The sequence below is a fragment of the Acidovorax sp. 22279 genome, from assembly GCF_052045435.1.
Lineage (GTDB): Bacteria > Pseudomonadota > Gammaproteobacteria > Burkholderiales > Burkholderiaceae_C > Acidovorax > Acidovorax delafieldii.
Genome location: NZ_JBQEOV010000011.1, coordinates 97,403 through 119,577, shown reverse-complemented (window position 1 = coordinate 119,577; position 22,175 = coordinate 97,403). Strand labels below are relative to the sequence as shown.

Here is a 22,175-nt window from a genome sequence, read left to right as displayed (position 1 = left end):
TCATGCGCTGGCCTGCAAAGCCAACCCCGCATGCTCCCGCAGAGGATGGAAGTGGATCTTCGGAAACCGCTCCTGCGCCAGCCGTACGTCGTAGGGCGAGGTGCAAAGGTACGCCAGTGTGTCGGCCGCGTCATGCGCCAGGCGCAGGGGGTAGGCGTCGGTGAACGCGCGCAGGTCGGCGGCATTGTCGGCCGTGATCCAACGCGCGCTCGTGTACTGGCAGCCCTCCAGCCGCACATCGGCGTCGTACTCGGCCTTCAGGCGGTGCTGCACCACTTCAAACTGCAGCTGGCCCACGGCGCCCAGCAGCATGTTGCCGCCGGCGTCGGGCTTGAAGACCTGGATCGCGCCTTCCTCGCCCAGCTGGGCCAGGCCCTGCTGGAGCTGCTTGGTGCGCAGCGGGTTCTTGAGCACGACGGTCATGAACATCTCGGGTGCGAAGAACGGCAGGCCAGTGAACTGCAGGTTGGCGCCGTCGGTGATGGTGTCGCCCAGCTGCACGCCGCCGTGCGTGGTGAAGCCGATGATGTCGCCTGCATAAGCTTCTTCGACGGCCTCGCGGCGCTGGGACATGAAGGTCACGACCGAGGTGGGACGCAGTTCCTTGGCGGTGCGCTGCACCTTGAGCTTCATGCCCGGCGTGTACTTGCCGCTCGCCACGCGCACGAAGGCGATGCGGTCGCGGTGGTTGGCGTCCATGTTGGCTTGCACCTTGAACACCACGCCAGCAAAGCCTTCGTCTTCGGGCTGGATGGTCTTGACCACGGGCTGTTTGTTGACTTCGAGCGTGCTCACGCGCGGGCCGGGTGGCGGTGCCATGTCTACCAGTGCGTCCAGCACCTCCATCACCCCGAAGTTGTTCACGCCGGAGCCAAAGAACACGGGGGTCAGCTTGCCGGCCAGGAAGGCCTCGTGGTCCCAGGCGGGGGAAGCGCCCACGGCCAGCTCCATGCTCTCCAGCGCGGCGTCAAACTCGGTGCCGAAGCGCGCGCGCAGTGTGGTTTCATCCGACAGAGGTATGGATTCAAAGTCCTGCGGGCGGCGTTCGCTGCCGGACTCGAACACCGTCATGGTCTTGGTGCGCAGGTTGATGATGCCGCCGAAGGCCTTGCCTTGGCCTACGGGCCAGGTCATGGGGCAGCAGGGCATGCCCAGCTCGCGCTCCACTTCGTCCATGATGTCCAGCGGGTCCCGCACTTCGCGGTCCATCTTGTTGACGAAGGTAATGATGGGCGTGTCGCGCTGGCGGCAGACTTCGATCAGGCGGCGCGTCTGCGCTTCCACGCCGTTGGCAGCGTCGATCACCATCAGCGCCGAATCGACGGCGGTGAGCACGCGGTAGGTGTCTTCCGAGAAGTCCTTGTGGCCGGGCGTATCCAGCAGGTTGATGACATGCTCCCGGTAGAGCATCTGCATGACCGACGAGGCCACCGAGATGCCGCGCTGCTTTTCAATTTCCATCCAGTCTGACGTGGCGTGGCGGCTGGCCTTGCGGCCCTTCACGGCGCCAGCGATCTGGATCGCGCCCGAGAACAGCAGCAGCTTTTCGGTCAGCGTGGTCTTACCCGCATCGGGGTGGGAAATGATGGCAAAGGTGCGGCGGCGCCGGGTTTCTGGGGCGTAGGACACAGGGGTTCCTGAATGGGATGGAGCGGGGCAGCGTGCCCTGCACAAGAATCTGGGGCGGGGCCTGCGGGGAGGCCACGAGGTCTGCGGTCGCGGGATTTTACTGTTCCGTGCAAGGCTGGGGGATGGATTGCCCCGCTGGCGTAGCGCCGGGCGAGCACTTGCTTTTATAATCCGCCGATCCGAGGAGCGTTGCAGCGTCCCCAGCACAGGCGGGGCGTGAGGCTCGGAGTCATCTAGCAACGACGCTCATCCACTTCGCGTGCGGTGAGTCGTATCGACCATCCCCTTCGCGCAGTGGCTTTTCAAACATGCTTTGGAGCACACCATCATGAACGCACGCGTCAACGCCCCGGTCAACACCGACTGCATCATTGCCGACATCGGCCTGGCCGAATGGGGCCGCAAAGAGATCCGCATCGCCGAAACGGAAATGCCCGGCCTCATGGCCATCCGCGAAGAATTCGCCGCTAAGCAGCCGCTCAAGGGCGCGCGCATCACCGGCTCGTTGCACATGACGATCCAGACCGCCGTGCTGATCGAAACCCTGCAGGCGCTGGGTGCACAAGTGCGCTGGGCATCGTGCAACATCTTCTCCACACAAGACCACGCCGCGGCCGCGATTGCTGCCGCTGGCACGCCCGTGTTCGCCATCAAGGGCGAAACCCTGGCGGAATACTGGGACTACACCCACCGCATCTTTGACTTCGGCGCTGCCGGCTCCGAGGGCGAAGGTCCCAACATGATCCTGGACGACGGCGGTGATGCCACGCTGCTGATGCACCTGGGCAAGCGCGCCGAAAAGGATGCATCACTGATCGCCAACCCGACCAGCGAAGAGGAAACCTGCCTGTTCAACGCCATCAAGGCCAAGCTGGCCGTGGACCCGACCTGGTACAGCCGCAAGAGCGCCCACATCATCGGCGTGACCGAAGAAACCACCACGGGCGTATTGCGCCTGAACGAAATGGCCGCCAAGGGCAGCCTGATGTTCCGTGCCATCAACGTGAACGATTCGGTGACCAAGAGCAAGTTCGACAACCTGTACGGTTGCCGCGAATCGCTGGTGGACTCCATCAAGCGCGCCACCGATGTGATGATCGCCGGCAAGGTCGCCTGCGTGGCGGGCTACGGTGACGTGGGCAAGGGCTCTGCCCAGGCTCTGCGTGCCCTGAGCGCCCAGGTGTGGGTCACCGAGATCGACCCCATCAATGCCCTGCAAGCCGCAATGGAAGGCTACAAGGTCGTAACGATGGAATACGCTGCCGACAAGTGCGACATCTTCGTGTCGGCCACCGGCAACAAGAACGTGATCCGCTACGAGCACATGGCCGCCATGAAGGACGAAGCCATCGTGTGCAACATCGGTCACTTCGACAACGAGATCGATGTGGCTTCGCTGGAGAAGCTGCAGTGGGACGAGATCAAGCCCCAGGTGGACCATGTCATCTTCCCTGACGGCAAGAAGATCACGCTGCTGGCCAAGGGCCGCTTGGTGAACCTGGGTTGCGCCACTGGCCACCCCAGCTTCGTGATGAGTTCCAGTTTCGCCAACCAGACCATCGCGCAGATCGAGCTGTTCACCAAGCAGGACGAGTACCAGGCTGGCAAGGTCTATGTGCTGCCGAAGCACCTCGACGAGAAAGTGGCGCGCCTGCACCTCAAGAAGGTGGGCGCCATGCTGACCGAACTCACTGACGAGCAGGCCGCCTACATCGGCGTGTCCAAGCAAGGCCCCTACAAGGCCAACACCTACCGCTACTGATCCCGGTGCAGCGCGCCCCGGCGACGGGGTGCACGCACGGTGGTCTGGCGCCGTTGCGCGGAGCAATGTCTGATTGCTCTTTAATTGATAGCTGCTGGCGCATGATTCACTAGCGCTACCAGCCGATTTGACTCTAAAAGGATGGGCGCGATGCGCGCAGACGTATTTTTGGTGGAGCGTGGCCACGCTGCCACGCGCTCGCAGGCGCAGCGCCTGATTGCCTCGGGCGTGCAGTGGCGCCTGTCGCCGCTGGCGCCCTGGCAGAAGGTGGCGAAGAACGGCGACGACATTCCGTCGGTGGCCGAGGTGCAGCTGCTGGACGATGCAGAAGCCAAGTACATCTCGCGCGGCGGGCTCAAGCTGGAAGGCGCGCTCAAGGCGCTGGGCCTGTCGGTGGCCGGCCTGCGGTGCCTGGATGTCGGGCAGAGCACAGGCGGCTTTACCGACTGCCTGCTTCAGCAGGGCGCTGCCCAGGTGATTGGGGTGGACGTGGGCCACGCCCAGTTGCACGACCGGCTGCGCAGCGATCTGCGGGTGGTGTGTGTGGAGGGCGTCAATGCCCGCTCGCTCACGCCCGATGCGTTGGTGCAGGCTTGTGAGATGGCCTTGTCCGAAGTCATCGTGCCGGAAGAAGACAACGAGACCCAACCCGAGGCCCCTTACAGCTGGATGCGCAATGGCGGCTTGGTGGACGAGGCGTACGACGACAGCGACGACGCCAAGGACCAGGACATTGAGGCCTTCAAGTCCGAGCGCGCGCAGCGCGCCCAGGGAACGCTGCCGGTGGAGCGCCGCCGCCGACCCGAGTGCGCTGATGTGGACATCACACCCAGTTTTGCGCTGGTGACCGGTGACCTGTCTTTCATCTCGCTCACCCTGGTGTTGCCTGCGTTGGTGCCGTTGCTGGCGCCCCAGAGCGACCTGGTCATGCTGGTCAAGCCGCAGTTCGAGCTGCAACCCGGGCAGGTGGGCAAGGGCGGTATCGTGCGTGACGAGTCCTTGTATGCGGTGGTGGAGCAGCGCATCCGCGATTGCTGCGCCGCGTTGGGCCTGGAGGTGTTGGCGTGGATCGATAGTCCCATCCAGGGCGGCGATGGCAACCGAGAATTTTTTGTACACGCAAGGAGAGCCGCATGAATGCAGCCCACGCGCAAGGCACCGGGTTCCCGGTGAGTTTCGAGTTTTTTCCGCCCAAGACGCCTGAAGGTGCCGACAAGCTGCGCGTGGCGCGCCAGCAGCTGTATGCGCTGCACCCCGACTTCTGCTCGGTGACCTATGGCGCAGGGGGGTCCACGCAAGAAGGCACCTTCGGCACGGTGCGTGAGATCCTGTCCGAAGGCGTGGGTGCCGCCTCGCACTTTTCGTGCATCGGGGCCACGCGCCAATCGGTGCGCGAGCAGCTGGCCACACTCAAGGCCATGGGTGTCAAGCGCCTGGTGGCGCTGCGCGGCGACCTGCCCAGCGGCTATGGCGCGGGCGGCGAGTTCCAGTACGCCAGCGATCTGGTGGCCTTCATCCGCGCCGAAACGGGCCGGGACTTCCACATTGAAGTGGCAGCCTACCCCGAGGTGCATCCCCAGGCCAGGTCGCCCGAGGCGGACCTGCAGGCCTATGTGACCAAGGTGCAGGCGGGCGCGGACTCCGCGATCACCCAGTACTTCTACAACAGCGACGCGTATTTCCGCTTCGTTGAAGACGCTCACCAGGCGGGTGCCGACGTACCGGTGGTGCCGGGCATCATGCCGATTTCCAGCTCCACGCAGCTGATGCGGTTTTCGGATGCCTGTGGTGCCGAGATTCCGCGCTGGATCCGCCTGCGGCTGCAGGCGTTTGGGGACGACACCGCCAGCATCAAGGCGTTTGGCCTGGATGTGGTGACCGACCTGTGCGACCAGCTGCGCAGTGCCGGCGTGCCCGCGCTGCACTTCTACACCATGAACCAAAGCGCCGCGACGCTGGAGATCTGTCGCCGGCTGGGGATCTGATGGCGGGGGGCACACAGCCTCCCGGGGCCCATCGCGGCGCTGCCCTGCGGGGGCTGCTGCGGCGAGCGGTGGGTCTGTGGCTGCTGTGCAGCGCTTGCACTGCTGTTCAAGCCCAGGGGTTGCAGGCAGAGCCGGATGCGCTGGCCCCTAATCTCTTGTCCGTGCCGGGCGAGGCCATGCTGATGGATCCCCCGGCCAAACCGGAACCCAGCACTCCTGCCGGGTCGCCGCTCAGCCTGGAGGCGGATGAGGTGGGCCTTGCCTCATGGTACGGGGCGCAGTTCCACCGGCGGCGCACTGCCAGCGGGGAGCTGTTTGACATGCGAGCGCTCACGGCCGCGCACCCCACGCTGCCCTTTGGCTCACGCGTGTGCGTACGCAGCCAGGCCACCGGGCGCACGGTGATCGTGCGCATCAACGACCGTGGCCCGCACACCCGCAACCGGGTGATTGACCTGAGCCGGGGCGCCGCCGAGGCGCTGGGCATGGTGGGCCTGGGGCTCAAGCCGGTGGAGCTGTTCGCCCTGCAGGACGACGACAAGGACTGCCCGGCGGCGCCTTGACGCCAGGCTTTGAACAGGTTCTTGGGAGGCCGGTCAGCCGCCCGATTCGAGCGTGTGGGTGGCGTGTTTGTCCTGCGCCAGCAGCTCGGCCATCTGGGGCAAGGCGTCTTTGAGCGCGGCCTTCAGCGTGTAGGGCGGGTTGATCAGGAACATGCCGCTGGCGGGCAGGCCTGGGCGCTTGGTGTCGCCGGTGACGGTTTCCGTGATCTTGCTTGACTTGACGGTGAGCGTGGCGTGCAGCCAGCTTTTGCCCGCCTTGGTGGCCAGCGTTTTCAGGCGGCGGGGCAGGTCGTGGGCTTCGGGGCGCGGAATGATGGGGTACCAGAACGCATAGGTGCCCGTGGCAAAACGCTTGAGCGAGTCGGCCGCCATGTCGAGCACCTTGGCGTAGTCGCTCTTGATTTCATAGCTGGGATCGCACAGCACCAGGGCGCGTCGGGCCGGTGGGGGCAGGAACTTTTTGATGCCCTCAAAGCCGTCCTCGTGCAGCACGGCCACCTGGCGGCCCGCCTCCAGCTGGGCCACGTTACCGGCCAGCGCGCGCAGGTCGGTGGGGTGCAGCTCAAACAGCTTGAGCTTGTCGTGGTCGCGCAGCAGGCGCTGAGTGATAAAGGGCGATCCGGGGTACACGCGCAGCGCCTTGCCCTGGTTGAAGGCGCCCACCATGTCCACATAGGCCTGCAGGGCGGGGGTGAGGGCGGGGGTGGTTGGCGCAAACAGCCGGGCCACGCCATCGGCGGCTTCGCCACTGGTGCTGGCATAGTCCCCGTCCAGCCGGTACAGGCCCGCGCCCGCATGGGTGTCCAGCACGGTCAGCGCCGCGTCTTTTTCGGTGAGATGTTGCAAGGCGGCAATCAGGACGGTGTGCTTGAGCACATCGGCATGGTTGCCTGCGTGGAAGGCGTGGCGATAACTGAACATGGCCCAATGGTAACGAGTGTGTTGCGCCAAGGGGGCTCCCATGTCCGGGCGCGGCACAATCGGGGGGGCCGTGTGGTGGCGGGGGATGTGATGTTTTTGGCAGACAGGCCGTACTTTGTTAGCCATTTGTTGCCAAATCCGGCGCGGCCATGCTTCATGATCGCGCCTGCGGCGGGGTCAGCGTTTCGCCGTCGCCGTAGTTGCCTCATTGATTTGCATTTGAAATTGCCAGCCCGCCCCGTCCTCTGACCATGACCGCAAGCTCCAGCACAGCCCCCGCCAGTGGTGTCAGCCATATCGATGCGCTGCCCCCTGGCACCCGCCTGGCGGAGTTCGAGATCCTGGGGTTGCTGGGGGTGGGCGGGTTTGGCATGGTCTACAAGGCGTTTGACCATTCCCTGCACCGGGCGGTGGCCATCAAGGAGTACATGCCCTCGGCGCTGGCCGGACGCTCGCAGGGGCAGTCGCTCTGGGTGCGGTCCTCGTCCGACCAGCAGACCTTCCAGGCCGGGCTGGTCTCTTTTGTGGGCGAGGCCCGTCTGCTGGCGCAGTTTGACCATCCCTCTCTGGTCAAGGTGTTCCGCTTCTGGGAGGCCAACAACACGGCCTACATGGTCATGCCACTGTACTCGGGCATGACGTTCAAGCAAGCCCGTGCCCAGATGCGCACCCCTCCACCCGAGGCCTGGCTGCGCAAGCTTCTGTGGTCGGTGCTGGATGCGCTGCGCGTGCTGCACGATGGCAACACGCTGCACCGCGACATTTCGCCCGACAACATTTTCCTGCAGGACAACGGCCCGCCGGTGCTGCTGGACCTGGGCGCCGCCCGGCACGCCATCAACGACCAGGACCGCAAGCACACGGCCGTGCTGAAGGTGAACTACGCCCCCATCGAGCAGTATTCCGACGGCGATGAGGAACTGCGCCAAGGCCCGTGGAGCGACTTGTACTCGCTGGCGGCGGTCATGCACGGGTGTCTGGCCAATGACACGCCCCTGCCCGCCACGCTGCGCTCCATCCGTGACCGCATGGTGTCGTTCTCCCGAATCGCCAAAACCGTCAAGCGGCAGTTTGGGGTGGAGTATTCAGCGCCTTTTGTCGCGGCGATTGCCCAATCGCTGGCCCTTCGGCCCGAGGACCGCCCACAGAGCATTGATGCCTTTCTCCAGACCATGGAGATGACGTCGGCGCCGGACGATGTGCAGCACTTCGACTTCCGGGCGGAGTTGGGCGACATCTGGGTGGAGCCCGCCGACCAGCCTGGCCCGGGTCTGGCCACCCCTACCGTGGACGTAACCTCCGCCCCCAAGATCGTGGCCGAGATGCAGGCACAGGCCCAGCGTGAGGAATTGGTGGCGGCGGCTCCCGCATCGGATGCCAGCCGCCCTGGCGATGATTTTGGTGGGGATACGGTCATGCTGGCTGGTCCTGACACCGTGGCGGCCGATGCTGGCGACACGGTGTTCATCGATGCCGGCGATACCGTGGTGGCCGACGACGATTCGCGCTTTGAGGACCTGCCACACCACCGTTCACCGGGCGCAGGCGGGTCGCGTGCAGCCGATCGGCGTTCTGCGCCTTTGGAGCGGGATGTAGTGCGCAGCAATGGCAAGCCGACCCCATCCCCACGGCGTTCCCCTTTGGTGGCGGGCATCGTGGTGGCGGCGTTGGTGGCTGTGGTGGCCGGCGCCGGTTGGCGCTGGAGCCAGGGCAGCAAGCCGCCCCGGGACGAGATCATTACGGAGATGGCCGAGCGGCCTGCCGCAGCGGCGGCTTCAGACGCTGCCCTGGTGGAGGTCAGCGCTCCGGCTGCTGCCGGGGGCGACGCGCAAGGTCTGAGCTCGGATGGCGCAGTGGCGTCAGCCAGCGCCGCCTCTGCGGCCGCACCTGCTCCTGCCTTTGTGGTCGCGTCTGCACCCAAGCCGGGCCCCCGGGTGGCCAAGCGTGCCGGCGCAGAGCCCGCACCCACACCCATCGTGGTGCATGAAGAGCCCGTGCCGGCGCCGCCTCCGGTGGTGGCCGAGCCCAAGCCCCGCCCCGCGCCGCCGCCCCGTCTGCCCTCGCCGCAAGAGGTCTGCGCCGACGCCAACTTCCTGGCCCGCCCGATGTGTATTCACCAGGAATGCCAGAAACCGTCCCAGGCCAATCAAACTGTCTGCGTGGAAAACCGTCGCCGTTACGAGGCCGACGAGCAGCGCCGCCGGCAGACGCCAAACTGACCGGAGCAGATGCCCTGAGGGCCGTGGCTGGGGTGCTCTTGCGCAAATGCATGGCTCTTTCGTATAATGGAAGGCTTCGCAGCGCTTTTGTGGTCCCGCGGCGAAGACTTTTTGCCACCTAAGAGGCTTCCTTCAGAGAAGCACCGACCGTGGAAAAGGACCCGCCAAACCCTCTTTTGAAGAGAAAACTCATGACAACTACTTTCAGCGCAAAGCCCGCTGAGGTCGTGCACGAGTGGTTTGTGATTGACGCGACCAACAAGGTCCTCGGACGAGTAGCCAGCGAAGTTGCTCTCCGTTTGCGCGGCAAACACAAGGCCATTTACACGCCTCACGTCGATACCGGTGACTTCATCGTCGTTATCAACGCAGCCCAACTCAAGGTCACCGGCACCAAGTCCCTGGACAAGGTGTACTACCGTCACTCGGGTTATCCCGGCGGTATCACGGCCACGAACTTCCGCGACATGCAAGCCAAGCACCCCGGCCGCGCGCTGGAAAAGGCTGTCAAGGGCATGCTGCCCAAGGGCCCCCTTGGCTACGCGATGATCAAGAAACTCAAGGTGTACGGTGGTGCAGAGCATCCCCACACCGCCCAGCAGCCCAAAGTGCTGGAAATCTAAGGAGCCTTGAGATGATTGGTGAATGGAACAATGGCACCGGCCGTCGCAAGTCCAGCGTCGCCCGCGTGTTTCTGAAAAAAGGCTCCGGCAAGATCACGGTGAACGGCAAGGACATTCAGTCCTACTTCGGCCGCGAAACCTCGATCATGATTGCCAAGCAACCCCTGGCGTTGACCAACCATGTCGAAACCTTCGACATCCAGATCAACGTGCACGGTGGTGGTGAATCCGGCCAGGCTGGCGCTGCCCGCCACGGTATCACCCGCGCCCTGATCGATTACGACGCATCCCTCAAGCCCGTCCTGAGCCAAGCCGGCTTCGTGACCCGCGATGCCCGTGAAGTCGAGCGTAAGAAGGTCGGTCTGCACTCAGCACGCCGCGCCAAGCAGTTCTCCAAGCGTTAAGCTGTGGCCCTGCCGGATGTTGCCTTGTGCAACATCCACTGCGAGGCACTCCTTGCGGGTGCTTTACAGAGAAAAACCGCCTTCGGGCGGTTTTTTCGTTTATGGTGCGCTCTTTTCGTTTTTTGGGGAGGCCTTCCATGGTCCGCCTGTTGAGCCTATGCGCTTTCGCCTGCTTCGCCGTCGGTTGACCATCAGCGCCCCCCGGGTGGCCATCCGCAGCGCCTTGCCCTGGCCCTTTCGATGGCTGGCTCTGGCCGTGGTGATGGGTTTCTGCGCTGCCGTGGCGTTGTGGGCCTTTGAATTCGGCAAATCCATTGCCGGGATCGATACCGTTTCGCGTGACGAAGTGGTCCAGATGAAGACGGAGATCAGCCGCCTGCGCGAAGAGGGCCAGGAGCGCCAGACGGTGGCATTGACCGCCGAGAGCCTGCTGGCCACCGAGCGCGCTGCCAAGGAGAGCCTGATGGCCCAGGTGCGCCAGCTTGAAGCCGACAATCGCACGCTGCGCGAGGATCTGGGCTTCTTTGAAAAGCTGATTCCTGCTGCCAAGACCGATGGGCTGGCCATTCGCGCGCTGCAGGCCGAGGTGCTGGGCGGGATGCAGCTGCGTTGGCAGGTGCTGGTGATCCAGGCCGCCCGCAATGCGCCGGAGTTCAACGGGCGGCTGGAGTTGGTGCTGGCGGGCACTCTGGATGGCAAACCGTGGGCACAGACCCAGCCACCCCAAGGCCAGTCGCTGCAGGTCAAACAATACCGCCGCATCGAGGGCGTGCTCGATCTGCCGCCCCAGGCCGTGGTAAAAACCGTGACCGCGCGCGTGCTGGAGGGCGCCACAGTACGCACCAGCCAGACCATGGCCATCGAATAGTGCAAGGTGGACGGTGGATGCGCTGATCAGGTCTTGGCGCTCTCGCAACGGCAATCCAGCCCCAGCTGCCACCCACAACCATCCGCCTTGCAGGCACGAATTCCACCCCCAAGCGGGCCTTTGTAACCGCTTGGCACTTCAGGAGTCTTCCGACCATGTTCTCGCGTAAAAAGCAGCCACCCATTAAAAGCCTGGTGGCACAGGGCACCAAGATCGAAGGCAATGTGCATTTTGCCGAGGGCATGCGCATTGACGGTGAAGTGGTCGGCGATATCCGGGCGGCGGCGGACCAGCCCAGCATCCTCGTGATTTCCGAGACGGCGCGGGTCGAGGGGGCGGTGCATGCCGACCATGTGATCATCAACGGCCAAGTGCTGGGCCCTGTGCATGCGGGAGAGCTGCTGGAGCTGCAGCCCAAGGCGCAGATCACGGGCAATGTGCATTACAAGGCCCTGGAGATGCACCAGGGCGCCGTGATCGCGGGGCAATTGATTCCAATGGCCGTGCTGGTGGAGGAAAAGCCCCCACTGAAGTTAGCGTCAAACAGCCAGTGACCTGAATTCCCGAGAGGTTTGCAGTAGTATTCCCTGCAAACCCTGAACCCGGAGTACCCCATGAGCGCAGTTGCCGAGAACATCCAGACCGAAATGCCCGCCCCCATCCTGTTCACCGACAGCGCGGCGGCCAAGGTGGCGGACCTGATTGCCGAAGAAGGCAACCCCGACCTGAAGTTGCGGGTGTTCGTGCAAGGCGGCGGCTGCTCCGGCTTCCAATACGGCTTCACGTTCGATGAAATTACCAACGAAGACGACACCACCATGACCAAGAACGGTGTGTCGCTGCTCATCGACGCCATGAGCTACCAGTATCTGGTGGGTGCTGAGATCGACTACAAGGAAGACCTGCAAGGCGCGCAGTTCGTGATCAAGAACCCGAACGCCACCACCACCTGCGGCTGCGGCTCCAGCTTCTCGGCCTGAGGGGCGCCGTGACAGGCGCAGCCCTGCTCCCCTGACTGAATCAACCGCCTTCGGGCGGTTTTTTCATGGGGCGCGTTCGTTTCGTTTGAAAACCCTGCAAACCGTGCACCAGGAACCCTCCCAGAAAGTACTGCTGTGGCTGGTGGCCGTCGGCTTCTTCATGCAGACGCTGGACGCCACCATCGTCAACACCGCGCTGCCCGCCATGGCACAGAGCCTGGGCGAGAGTCCGCTGCGCATGCAGTCGGTGGTTGTTGCGTACTCGCTGGCCATGGCGATGCTGATCCCAGCATCGGGTTGGGTGGCCGACCGGTTTGGTGCGCGCCGGGTGTACTTTCTGGCCATCGTCTTTTTTGTTGCGGGCTCGGTGTTCTGTGCGCTGTCGCACAGCCTGACCCAACTGGTGGCCGCCCGGGTGCTCCAGGGGCTGGGGGGCGCGCTGCTGCTGCCCGTGGGGCGGCTGGTGGTGTTGCGCACCTTTCCGCGCGAGAAGTTCTTGCAGGCCATGAGTTTTGTGGCCATTCCCGGGCTGATCGGCCCGCTGATCGGTCCCACGCTGGGGGGCTGGCTGGTCGAGGTGGCCTCCTGGCACTGGATCTTCCTGATCAACGTGCCGGTGGGCCTGCTGGGCTGTGCCGCCACCATGCGCTACATGCCCGGGGTACCCGCGCCGACGGTGGCGCGGTTTGACCTGGCGGGCTACCTGATGCTCGCCTTTGGCATGGTGGCGCTGTCGCTGGCGCTGGATGGCCTGGCCAGCCTGGGGCTGCGGCAGGCGAGCGTGCTGGTGCTCATGATCTTTGGACTGGCGAGCCTGGTGGCCTACTGGCTGCACGCGGCGCGGCGGCCCGACCCCTTGTTTTCGCCCCGCCTGTTTTCGGTCGACACCTTGCGCATCGGGCTGCTGGGCAATCTGTTTGCCCGGCTGGGCAGCTCGTGCATGCCGTTCCTCATTCCGTTGCTGCTGCAGGTCACCATGGGCTATTCGCCGCTGCAGGCGGGCATGATGATGTTGCCCGTGGCGGTAGCGGGCATGTCCATGAAGCGGTTCACCACCACGCTGATCACCCGCTTCGGCTACCGCCAGGTGCTGGTGGGCAACACGCTGCTGGTGGGGGTGACCATGGCCAGCTTCGGGCTGGCGGCACCCTCGCAGCCGCTGTGGGTGCATGTGGTGCAGCTGGCGGTGTTTGGTGCGGTGAACTCGCTGCAGTTCACGGCCATGAACACGGTGACCCTCAAGGACCTGGGGCACGACATGGCCAGCAGCGGCAACAGCCTGCTGTCCATGGTGCAAATGGTGGCCATGGGGATGGGGGTGGCTGCGGCGGGGGCGGTGCTGGCGGCGTTCACCGATTTCTTCCAGCCTCCGGGCACCGCCCAGACCCTGCAAGCCTTTCAGGCCACGTTTGCCTGCATGGGGCTGATCACGGTGGCTTCAGCCGGTATCTTCTGGCAACTGTCGCCGCAAGACCGTTCCGGCACCCAGGCAGGCGCCTCGGTTGATGCCGGGGACCATGGCTGATCGCCCTGTCCAGGGCTGTGTAGACCGGACGGTTCAGGCGGGGTACACCGCGCCCAGCACGCGGGTACCGGCCGCACCGGTCACGCTGGGCAGGTTGCCTGGCGCCCCCTGCTGCGCCTGGCGCGCCAGCCAGGCAAACGCGGCGGCCTCCACCTGCAGGGCGGGCAGGCCCAGCGCATCGGTGGCCACCACCTGCAAGGACGGGCAGGCAGCCTGCAGCCGCTGCATGAGCTGGCCATTGAGCGCACCACCGCCGCATACGGCCAGGGTTTTGCTATTGTTTAGATAGCTGTTGGCGCATATTGCACTAGCGCTTGCGGTGAATTCGGTCAATGTAGCCTGCACATCGGCCGCAGCGGCCTGCGCAAAGGGCTGCAGGTGCGCGGCCAGCCAGGCGGGGTTGAACAGGTCGCGGCCCGTACTTTTGGGGGGCGCCTTATGCAGGTACGGCTCCTGCAGCAACGCGGCCAGCAGGTCCGGCAGCACCTGTCCGGTGGCGGCCCAGGCACCGTCCTTGTCAAACGGCTGGCCCGTGTGCTGCTGGCACCAGTGGTCCATCAGGGCGTTGCCCGGGCCGCAGTCGAAGCCCAGCACGCTGTCATCTGCCCCCAGCACGCTGAGGTTGGAGATGCCGCCAATGTTCAACACCAGCACCGTCTCGTCCGGCCGGCCGAACACGCCCTGGTGGAAGGCGGGCACCAGCGGCGCACCTTGGCCGCCCGCGGCCACGTCGCGGCTGCGCAGGTCGGCCACCACGGTGATGCCCGTCAGCTCGGCCAGCAGGGCGGGGTTGCCCAGTTGCAGGGTGTAGCCTGTGCCGTCAAATTCCTGGGGGCGGTGCCGCACCGTCTGCCCGTGGGCACCTATTGCACGGATGGCGCTCGCCGGGTGGCCGCTGCGCTGCAGCAGGGTGTGCACCACCCCGGCATAGGCCCGGGATAGCGCGTTGCCTGCGAGGGCAGCGCGGTGCAGTTCGTTGTCGCCGGGGGTATTGAGAGCCAGCAGCTCGGCGCGCAGTGCGGGGGCAAAGGCGGCGCTGGCGTGGTGTGTGACCTGCAGGCGCGGACCCGAGAAATCAGCCAGCACCCCGTCGATCCCGTCGAGCGAGGTGCCCGACATCAGGCCGATGTACAGATCGGACATGGCCTGACGGGTGGTATCTGGAAGTGCGGGGGATCAGTCTGCGCTGGCCTGCTCGATGAGCGCAGCGGCGTTCAGCTGAACACGCATGTTGGCCGCGAGGCGGTCAAACGCAGGGCGTGCGGCTGCAGACACCGGTGCTGCGGCTTCGCTCTGGGCCACGATGGTCATCGGGTCCTGGTGCACGCCGTTGACGCGGAACTCGAAGTGCAGGTGCGGGCCGGTGGCCCAGCCCGTGGCGCCCACGGCGCCCAGCGTCTGGCCTTGTTCGACCGACTGGCCCTGGCGCACGTCAATGCGGCTCAGGTGGGCGTACACCGTGACGTGCTGGTTGCGGTGCTTGATGAACACCACGTTGCCGTAGCCGTTCTGCACGCCTGCAAACTCCACCACGCCATCGCCCACGGTGCGCACGGCGGTGCCTGTGGGGGCTGCAAAGTCGGTGCCCAGGTGTGCGCGCCAAGTTTGCAGGATGGGGTGCAGGCGCATCTTGAAGCCGCTGGTCACGCGCGAGAACTCGACGGGCGAGGTCAGGTAGGCGCGGCGCATGCTTTCGCCATCCAGCGTGTAGTACGCGCCCTTGGTGGCATTGGGTTCCTGGAACCAGACGGCCTGATGGGTCTTGCCGTTGTTGACGAACTCGGCGCTCAGCACGCGGCCGCTGGACAGGGGCTCGCCATCGGCTTCCAGGGTTTCGTACACCACCGAGAAGCGGTCGCCCTTGCGCAGCGAGCGGCGGAAGTCGATATTGCCCGAGAACAGTTCGGCCACTTGCACGGCCACGGCGTCGGGGATGTTCGACGCGTCGGTGGCGGCAAACAGCGAGCTATTGATGATGCCGCCCGCCAGACGGCTGTTGGTCGTCATCTTGGCGGTTTCGATGCGGGTCGCAAACTTGTTGTCGCCCGTGCGCTCGACGATCAGGCGGCGGAAGTTGCCGCTGTCGTCCGGCACCCAGCGCACCGTCAGGCGGATGAGTCGGTGGTCGTCGGTGGTCTCTGCCGACACGATGCGGCCGGTGCGACCCAGCACGTTCTGGCGCACCGGCGTGTCGCTGCGCATGAAGGCGGCGGCGGCCGGGTCGGCCACGCCCATGCGCTGCAGCAGCGACTCGGGGGTGTCGCTGCTGCGCACCTGTTCGGAGCGGAACAGCGAAAAACTGGGCGCATCCAGCTGGCCGAGCACCATGTTTTCGGCCAGCGATTCGACCGGGTAGTTCACCATGCGCACCGGCAGCTCGGCTGGGTCGGGTGCGAAGGAGGCCACAGCAAATGCGCCGCCGCCGCCCGTCAGCAAAATGGCTGCGACGGCGGCGGTGATGCGTTTGGGATGTTGTTGGATCGTGCGGGACAGCCGGTCAAGCAAAGCGATGCTGGCGGTGCGGACCGTAGTGAGGCCGTGAATCAAAGGTCTATCCCCAGGGTGATTGCGGTTCCGTGGCACACCCCCGGTGTGAATGCGGGGCGGGGCCAGGAGCACAGACTGTCAGGCTGCAGCCATTCGACAGGTTGATGAAAAACAGGTCGAAACGGCGGGCCCACTAGAATCCGCCTCTGCAATGTGGGCTGAAGTATAGCGGTGCATGCTGTCTAGACATCCCAAAAAACCCTTATGAATCAATCTGCTGTTACAACAACCCCGGTCTCTGATGGTGTAAGACAAGCCCTCGAAATCTCGCTGCGCGGCGTGCAAGAGCTGCTGCCACAGGACGAATGGGTCAAGAAGCTGGCGCGTTCGGAGGCCACGGGCCAGCCGCTGCGCATCAAGCTGGGTCTGGACCCCACGGCCCCCGACATCCACATCGGCCACACGGTGGTGCTGAACAAGATGCGGCAATTGCAAGATCTGGGCCACCAGGTCATCTTCTTGATCGGCGACTTCACCAGCCTGATTGGCGACCCCTCGGGCCGCAACAGCACCCGCCCGCCGCTCACGCCCGAGCAGATCAAGGCGAATGCCGAGACCTACTACAAGCAGGCCAGCCTGGTGCTGGACCCGGCCCGCACCGAGATCCGCTACAACAGCGAATGGAGCGAACCCCTGGGCGCCACCGGGATGATCCAGCTGGCCGCCAAGTACACCGTGGCGCGCATGATGGAGCGCGACGACTTCCACAAACGCTTCACCACCGGCCAGTCCATTTCGGTGCATGAGTTCCTGTACCCGCTGATGCAGGGCTACGACTCGGTAGCCTTGAAGAGCGACCTGGAGCTGGGTGGCACCGACCAGAAGTTCAACCTGCTCATGGGCCGTCACCTGCAGCAGGAATATGGCCAGGAGCCGCAGTGTGTGCTCACAATGCCGCTGCTGGTGGGCCTGGACGGCGTGGACAAGATGTCCAAGTCCAAGAACAACTACATCGGCATTGCCGAGGACGCCAACACCATGTTTGCCAAGGTGCTGTCGATCAGCGACACCCTGATGTGGGACTGGTACACGCTGCTGTCGTTCAAGAGCCTGGCCGACATCGCCGCGCTCAAGGCGGAGATCGCTGGCGGGCGCAACCCCAAGGACGCCAAGGTGATGCTGGCCAAGGAGATCACCACGCGCTTCCACAGCGCGGCTGCCGCCGATGCGGCCGAGCAGGACTTCATCAACCGCAGCAAGGGCGGCGTGCCGGATGAGATCCCCGAGGTGAGCGTGTCTGGCGCGCCGTTGGGCATCGGTGCGCTGCTCAAGCAGGCCAACCTGGCCCCCTCGACCAGCGAGGCCAACCGTCTGATCGACGGCGGCGGCGTGCGCGTGGAAGGCAGCGTGGTCAGTGACAAGGGCCTGAAGCTGGACGCCGGCACCTACGTGGTGCAGGTGGGCAAGCGCAAGTTTGCACGGGTGACTTTGGCCTGATTGGGGGTTAAATCAGCCACAAACGCTAGAAGAATAAGCACTGATAGCTATCAAAATGAAAGCGCTGAGGCCGCAAGGCCCAGCGCTTTTTTCATGATCCGTCCAGGTTGTCGTTCAGGTCCGGGTCGGGCACATCGCCAATCGCCTGGCGGGTGGCCTCGGCCTGCACCTGCAACCAGGCGCAGAAGGCCTTGATCTCCGGCCGTTGCGCGCTGCGCGGCCCCACCATGAGCCAGTAGGCCAGGGGCGAGTCGATGCGGTGGCCGGGCAGCACCTCCACCAGGTCGCCCGCGGCCAGGGCATCGGCAATCAGTGGCATGCGCGCCAGGGCCAGGCCCTGGCCGGCCAGCGCGGCCTGCACGATCTGGTGGGCGTAGTTGAAGTACAGCCAGCGCTGGGGTTGCAGCTTGGTCAGGTCGCGGGTGTCGAACCAGCGGCGCCAGCTCAGGTATTCCAGGTAGTGCGTGCGGTGGGCGTCGCCCGCCTCGATCAGGGTGAACTGCGCCACATCGGCGGGGGTGCGCAGCGGCTTGCCGCTCTTGAGCAGCCAGGGGCTTGCCACCACGGCCAGTTGCTCGCCAAACAGGCGGATGCCGCCCTGCGTGGCTCCGGCCGGCATGGCATAGCGCAGGGCCAGGTCCACGTCCGAGGTTTCCAGGTCCACCTGCACGTCGCTCGCATCAATGCGGATGTCGATGCCCGGGTTGTCGCGCTGGAACTCCTCCATGCGCGGTATCAGCCACATCGATGCAAAGCTGGCCCAGGTGGTGATGGCCACGCTGCGGCGCCCCGCCGTCTGGCGCACCAGGCGCACGGCGGCGTCCATGCGCTCCAGCGCCGGGCCCACGGCGCGCTGCAACTGTGCGCCCGCGCTGGTCAGCTCCACGGCACGGGTGTGGCGCAGGAACAGGGGCACGCCCACCTCTTCTTCCAGCGCCTGGATCTGGCGGCTCACGGCCGACTGGGTGAGGGCCAGCTCGTCGGCGGCCGCGCGAAAGTTCAGGTGTTTGGCTACGGTCAGGAAGGCGCGCCAGTGCCCTGTGGCCACGGGCCGGGTGCGCAAGACGGCGGGAGAGTATTCGGCAGAGGCCATGGCAGTGATCCTGAGTGCGATTCATGCGTTGACGGAATGAATAGCGTACCTTGTTTTCATTGGACTGTGTACGGTGTAAAGCGCACTATCCAGTCTCCTCAACACGTTTTACTGAAGCCAAGGAGCCTGTCATGTCCCCCCGCAACGTTCTGGAATCGCAACAATCCGTCCATGCCGCCACGGCTGGCCGTCGCGCGGCCGGTTGCTGGAAACTGGCCACAGGCCAGGCCTTGTCATTGCACCCAGACACCCATGGCGTGCTGCAGATCGCCCAGGGGCAGGCGTGGGTCACCTTGCGTGGCGTTCTGGCGGACATGCCGGGCGCCGCTGTGGACCACGTGCTGCAGCCCGGTCAACAGCTGACGGTTGCGCCGGGGCAGCATGTGGTGATGGAAGCCTGGACCGGTTCCGGCTGCGCGGAGCCGGTGGCTTTCCGCTGGGACGTCGTGGCAGCCCCCGCTCTGGTGCAGCCCGCCAGCACAGCCGCCAGGGATTGGGAATGTGGCGTCGTGCAGCCGCTGCGCGATCTGGGGCAGGCGCTAGGGCAGGGCGGACGCGCCCTGGGCACGGCGCTGGCGGGTGTGGCGGGCGCGGGCGGCCGGTTTGCCGTCGGCTTTGCCCGGTTTGCTCTGCTTCGGATAGCAGCGCCGCTACAGCGCAGGCCGGCCTAAGAGCCTGTTCAATGTCTTTTTGGAGATCGCATTGGAGTGCAATCGGGAGGAGTGGATGCTTCGGATGCGCCGCATGGGCTCGTGCCCGTGCAAGCAGCCGGGGCGTCCAATCGCCCGATTTCACTCCAACCCTTCGGGCAAGTGCCTTGCCGGGCGGTCTGCGGCGTTGCGGCGCTTGCCGATAGCACGGGCTATCGGCGGCGCACCGCGCCTAGCATTCCATCCCGGCAAGGTACTTGTGCGACTCCAAAAAGACGTTGAACAGGCTCTCCCATGCAGGAAAAGCATCAATCGGTGCCGTGCTTTTCATTGGACGTTGTTCTGCAACCGGCGCACCATACGGTCATATTAGGGTTAACCCGGAGAAAGCCATGACAACCTCTCACGCTCCTCATCTGTTTGCATCTTCCCGCGCCACGGGCGCTGCCGCCGGTGAGGCGGGACATGTGGCCGCAGGCGCCGCCGTCACCTTGGCTCCCAAGGCCGCGATGACCCTGCGCATTGCCGAAGGCCAGGCCTGGGTCACGCTGGGCCAGGGCCTGGGCGATGGCAGCGACGTATTTCTGTGCGCCGGTCAGTCGCTGCCTGTGGCGGCAGGCCAGGCGGTGGTGGTCGAACCCCTGAACGGCCGCCGCCTGCAATACCGCTGGGTGCGCGGCGATGCCGCCGATGCGCGCCCTGCCACGTGGTGGCGCCGTGCGTCGGTGGGCAATGGGGCTCCCGCCTGGGGCGACGCCTGCTGCGCCTGACATGATCCCTGGGGCGTCTTGCCCCGGGTGATGTGACTTGTTAAGAACGGCCAGTGCTTGTGACGCAAGCGCTGGCCGTTCTTTTTTACTTCGAGGGGCTGGTGGATGTGTTGTCCAGCCAGTCCGTCAGCTGCGTCTGCAGCGTCGCCATCAGCTCATTCGACAACGCGGGTTGCGCCGCTGCCGTGGCGCGGGCCAGCACCATCCCCCCCACCATGGTGGCCAGCACATGGATCGCGCGGGCGCGGTCTTGTGGCGATGGGGTGGCGCCGCCGCCGGCATCGGCAGCGCCGTCAGCCAGCAGCTGGGCAAACCGCTGGATGTTGCGCTCGATGCCCTGGGCAAATACTTCAGACAAGCCGCCGCCCGCCCGCGCGGCGTCCACCGCCAATGCGGCCACGGGGCAGCCTGAGCCCGGCGCGTCGCGGTGTTCAGGTGAGAGGTAGCGCTGGATGCGGTCGCCCACCGTGGCGTGAGGCCGCTCGCCGTCCAGCACGGGGATGGACCAGTCGAACGCCTTGGTGCACGCCTGCTGCACCAGCACATCCTTGGACGCGAAATGCCGGTACAGCCCGCCATGCGTAAGCCCGGCATCGCGCGTGATGTCGGCCACCCCTACGCCGGTCAGCCCCCGCTCGCGGTACAGGCGGGCCGCCGCGTCCAGGATGCCCTGCCGGTTTTCTGCGGCCTGTGCTTTGGAAACCTTCATGAAAGCCTCTTATTGATTGCGGTCGTAAGCAAAAATGGGTTTGCGGTTTATGATGACGGTTGCAATCATAAAGGTGCAGAGCCTCTGTGCCCCAACTGTCTGACGAGGTGAATCCATGAAAAATGCGAGTGGTATGAGCAGCAACGAGGGAGTGACCTGATGCGCCGCGTGGTGGTCACGGGCATGGGCCTGGTGTCGCCGCTGGGCTGCGGTGTAGAACTGGCGTGGCAGCGCTTGCTGGCTGGGCGCTCCGGCCTCTCGCGCTTGCCGGACGCGGTGACAGAAGGCATTGCCGCCAAGGTCGCCGGGCAGGTTCCCGGCATAGCGCAAGACCCCGAGGGCGGCTGGGATGTGGACGCCATCGTCTCGTCCAAAGACCAGCGCAAGATGGACCGTTTCATCCCCTTTGCACTGGGCGCCGCGCAGCAGGCGCTGGCGCAGGCGGGCTGGCCGCCGGCCGACGAGCGGGCGCGTGAGCGCACGGCCACGGTGATCGCCTCGGGCATCGGCGGCTTTGGTGCGATTGCCGAGGCCGTGCGCACCACCGACACGCGCGGGCCGCAGCGGCTGTCGCCGTTCACGGTGCCATCGTTCCTGGTCAATCTGGCGGCGGGGCAGGTGTCGATCCGCCACGGGCTCAAGGGACCGCTGGGGGCTCCGGTCACTGCGTGCGCCGCCAGCGTGCAGGCGATTGGCGATGCCGCACGCCTGATCCGCAGCGGCGAGGCCGATGTGGCCGTGTGCGGCGGCAGCGAGGCCGCTATCGACCGTGTGAGCCTGGGCGGTTTTGCGGCGGCCAAGGCTTTGGGTACGGCGTTCAACGACACGCCTGAGCAGGCATCGCGCCCGTTCGATGCGCAGCGCGACGGCTTTGTGATGGGCGAGGGCGCAGGCATGCTGGTGATCGAGGCGCTGGACCATGCCTTGGCGCGCGGCGCACAGCCGTTGGCCGAGCTGGTGGGCTACGGCACGTCGGCCGACGCGTACCACATCACCTCCGGCCCCGAAGACGGTGACGGCGCCGCGCGCAGCATGTGGGCCGCTCTGGCGCAGGCTGGGCTCAAGCCCCAGGACGTGCAGCATCTGAACGCACACGCCACGTCCACCGGTGTGGGTGACCGGGGCGAGCTGGCCGCCATTCGCAGGGTGTTCGGCGCGGGTGCGCAGGTGGCCATCAGTTCGACCAAGTCGGCCACCGGGCACCTGCTGGGGGCGGCGGGCGCCGTGGCCGCCATCTTCACCACCCTGGCGCTGCGCGACCAGGTGGTGCCTGGCACGCTGAACCTGCACACGCCCGATGCGCTGGCCGAGGGGCTGGACCTGGTGGCCCTGCAGCCCCGGCCCATGGCGCTCACGCATGCCATGCTCAACGGGTTTGGTTTTGGCGGCGTGAATGCCACGCTGATCCTGCGGCGCTGGTTGCCCACGGCTTGAGGCTGGCCACGCGGGCGCACGCACCGCACGGTGTGCAAAGGGCGCCGGGCGGCGCC

Annotated in this window: 21 protein-coding genes and 1 riboswitch; of the genes, 15 read left to right on the top strand and 6 right to left on the bottom strand. The window is 65.5% G+C overall.

Annotated features, from left to right (window positions below; all coding sequences use genetic code 11):
• Positions 1 to 1,629 carry a peptide chain release factor 3 gene (locus tag ACTJKQ_RS15710; RefSeq protein WP_440597387.1) on the bottom strand — a complete coding sequence of 543 codons (1,629 nt, stop codon included), beginning with the start codon at positions 1,627 to 1,629 and terminating at the stop codon, positions 1 to 3.
• 175 nt (positions 1,630 to 1,804) lie between these two features.
• Positions 1,805 to 1,884, top strand: a riboswitch (S-adenosyl-L-homocysteine riboswitch).
• 73 nt (positions 1,885 to 1,957) lie between these two features.
• On the opposite strand from ACTJKQ_RS15710, the gene ahcY reads away from it, so the two are divergent.
• The 4 genes from ahcY (at position 1,958) to ACTJKQ_RS15690 (ending at position 5,939) form a co-directional block, all read left to right on the top strand.
• Positions 1,958 to 3,391 (top strand): adenosylhomocysteinase, encoded by a 1,434-nt coding sequence (gene ahcY / locus ACTJKQ_RS15705; RefSeq protein ID WP_440597386.1) that lies wholly within the window; start codon positions 1,958 to 1,960, stop codon positions 3,389 to 3,391.
• Between the two features lie 150 nt (positions 3,392 to 3,541).
• Complete coding sequence (locus tag ACTJKQ_RS15700; protein ID WP_440597385.1) at positions 3,542 to 4,528, top strand: TlyA family RNA methyltransferase; 987 nt, start codon at positions 3,542 to 3,544, stop codon at positions 4,526 to 4,528.
• Complete coding sequence (gene metF / locus ACTJKQ_RS15695; RefSeq protein WP_260668536.1) at positions 4,525 to 5,376, top strand: methylenetetrahydrofolate reductase [NAD(P)H]; 852 nt, start codon at positions 4,525 to 4,527, stop codon at positions 5,374 to 5,376. Before ACTJKQ_RS15700 ends, metF begins: the two co-directional genes overlap by 4 nt.
• A 176-nt stretch (positions 5,377 to 5,552) precedes the next feature.
• Positions 5,553 to 5,939, top strand: coding sequence for a septal ring lytic transglycosylase RlpA family protein (locus ACTJKQ_RS15690; RefSeq protein ID WP_369816936.1), 387 nt, complete (start codon positions 5,553 to 5,555; stop codon positions 5,937 to 5,939).
• A gap of 33 nt (positions 5,940 to 5,972) precedes the next feature.
• On the opposite strand, the gene ACTJKQ_RS15685 is transcribed toward ACTJKQ_RS15690, so the two are convergent.
• The gene (locus tag ACTJKQ_RS15685; protein ID WP_099729247.1) at positions 5,973 to 6,860 is read right to left on the bottom strand and encodes a 23S rRNA (adenine(2030)-N(6))-methyltransferase RlmJ; all 888 of its coding nucleotides are present in this window, start codon (positions 6,858 to 6,860) and stop codon (positions 5,973 to 5,975) included.
• Positions 6,861 to 7,111: 251 nt separating this feature from the next.
• On the opposite strand from ACTJKQ_RS15685, the gene ACTJKQ_RS15680 reads away from it, so the two are divergent.
• The 7 genes from ACTJKQ_RS15680 to mdtD all read left to right on the top strand — a co-directional run bounded on the left by ACTJKQ_RS15680 (position 7,112) and on the right by mdtD (position 13,479).
• Positions 7,112 to 9,079, top strand: coding sequence for a serine/threonine protein kinase (locus ACTJKQ_RS15680; protein ID WP_440597384.1), 1,968 nt, complete (start codon positions 7,112 to 7,114; stop codon positions 9,077 to 9,079).
• Positions 9,080 to 9,270: 191 nt separating this feature from the next.
• A complete protein-coding gene (gene rplM, locus ACTJKQ_RS15675; protein WP_015015720.1) occupies positions 9,271 to 9,702 on the top strand; it encodes a 50S ribosomal protein L13 in 432 nt (143 codons plus the stop codon).
• 11 nt (positions 9,703 to 9,713) lie between these two features.
• Positions 9,714 to 10,106, top strand: a complete 393-nt coding sequence (gene rpsI / locus ACTJKQ_RS15670; protein ID WP_005798582.1) for a 30S ribosomal protein S9 — start codon at positions 9,714 to 9,716, stop codon at positions 10,104 to 10,106.
• Positions 10,107 to 10,263: 157 nt separating this feature from the next.
• On the top strand, positions 10,264 to 10,974 hold the full coding sequence (locus ACTJKQ_RS15665) for a DUF6776 family protein (RefSeq protein WP_056057952.1): 711 nt from the start codon (positions 10,264 to 10,266) through the stop codon (positions 10,972 to 10,974).
• A 155-nt stretch (positions 10,975 to 11,129) separates the two neighbouring features.
• Positions 11,130 to 11,528, top strand: coding sequence for a bactofilin family protein (locus ACTJKQ_RS15660; protein WP_056057955.1), 399 nt, complete (start codon positions 11,130 to 11,132; stop codon positions 11,526 to 11,528).
• Between the two features lie 60 nt (positions 11,529 to 11,588).
• Entirely contained in the window at positions 11,589 to 11,954 is a 366-nt protein-coding gene (erpA, locus tag ACTJKQ_RS15655) for an iron-sulfur cluster insertion protein ErpA (RefSeq protein ID WP_008907234.1), read from the top strand.
• A gap of 103 nt (positions 11,955 to 12,057) precedes the next feature.
• Positions 12,058 to 13,479, top strand: coding sequence for a multidrug transporter subunit MdtD (gene mdtD, locus ACTJKQ_RS15650; RefSeq protein ID WP_288851787.1), 1,422 nt, complete (start codon positions 12,058 to 12,060; stop codon positions 13,477 to 13,479).
• A 33-nt stretch (positions 13,480 to 13,512) separates the two neighbouring features.
• On the opposite strand, the gene ACTJKQ_RS15645 is transcribed toward mdtD, so the two are convergent.
• Positions 13,513 to 14,622, bottom strand: a complete 1,110-nt coding sequence (locus ACTJKQ_RS15645; protein ID WP_436075721.1) for an anhydro-N-acetylmuramic acid kinase — start codon at positions 14,620 to 14,622, stop codon at positions 13,513 to 13,515.
• A 33-nt stretch (positions 14,623 to 14,655) separates the two neighbouring features.
• Positions 14,656 to 16,026 (bottom strand): M23 family metallopeptidase, encoded by a 1,371-nt coding sequence (locus tag ACTJKQ_RS15640; protein WP_099729252.1) that lies wholly within the window; start codon positions 16,024 to 16,026, stop codon positions 14,656 to 14,658.
• 204 nt (positions 16,027 to 16,230) lie between these two features.
• Here ACTJKQ_RS15640 and tyrS point away from each other — a divergent pair, with 204 nt between their 5' ends.
• Positions 16,231 to 17,463: a tyrosine--tRNA ligase gene (gene tyrS / locus ACTJKQ_RS15635; protein ID WP_440597383.1), complete on the top strand. Its 1,233-nt coding sequence runs from the start codon at positions 16,231 to 16,233 to the stop codon at positions 17,461 to 17,463.
• Between the two features lie 91 nt (positions 17,464 to 17,554).
• Here tyrS and ACTJKQ_RS15630 read toward each other — a convergent pair whose 3' ends face one another.
• Positions 17,555 to 18,556 carry a LysR substrate-binding domain-containing protein gene (locus ACTJKQ_RS15630; RefSeq protein WP_056743853.1) on the bottom strand — a complete coding sequence of 334 codons (1,002 nt, stop codon included), beginning with the start codon at positions 18,554 to 18,556 and terminating at the stop codon, positions 17,555 to 17,557.
• A 131-nt stretch (positions 18,557 to 18,687) separates the two neighbouring features.
• Between ACTJKQ_RS15630 and ACTJKQ_RS15625 the strand changes: the two genes are divergently transcribed.
• A complete protein-coding gene (locus ACTJKQ_RS15625) occupies positions 18,688 to 19,227 on the top strand; it encodes a DUF2917 domain-containing protein (protein ID WP_440597382.1) in 540 nt (179 codons plus the stop codon).
• A 371-nt stretch (positions 19,228 to 19,598) separates the two neighbouring features.
• Positions 19,599 to 19,976, top strand: coding sequence for a DUF2917 domain-containing protein (locus ACTJKQ_RS15620; RefSeq protein ID WP_440597381.1), 378 nt, complete (start codon positions 19,599 to 19,601; stop codon positions 19,974 to 19,976).
• Between the two features lie 85 nt (positions 19,977 to 20,061).
• Here the strand turns inward: ACTJKQ_RS15620 and ACTJKQ_RS15615 are convergent, their stop codons facing one another.
• Positions 20,062 to 20,685 carry a TetR/AcrR family transcriptional regulator gene (locus ACTJKQ_RS15615; protein WP_440597380.1) on the bottom strand — a complete coding sequence of 208 codons (624 nt, stop codon included), beginning with the start codon at positions 20,683 to 20,685 and terminating at the stop codon, positions 20,062 to 20,064.
• A gap of 159 nt (positions 20,686 to 20,844) precedes the next feature.
• Between ACTJKQ_RS15615 and fabF the strand changes: the two genes are divergently transcribed.
• The gene (gene fabF, locus ACTJKQ_RS15610) at positions 20,845 to 22,119 is read left to right on the top strand and encodes a beta-ketoacyl-ACP synthase II (RefSeq protein ID WP_440597379.1); all 1,275 of its coding nucleotides are present in this window, start codon (positions 20,845 to 20,847) and stop codon (positions 22,117 to 22,119) included.
• Positions 22,120 to 22,175 lie beyond the last annotated feature (56 nt).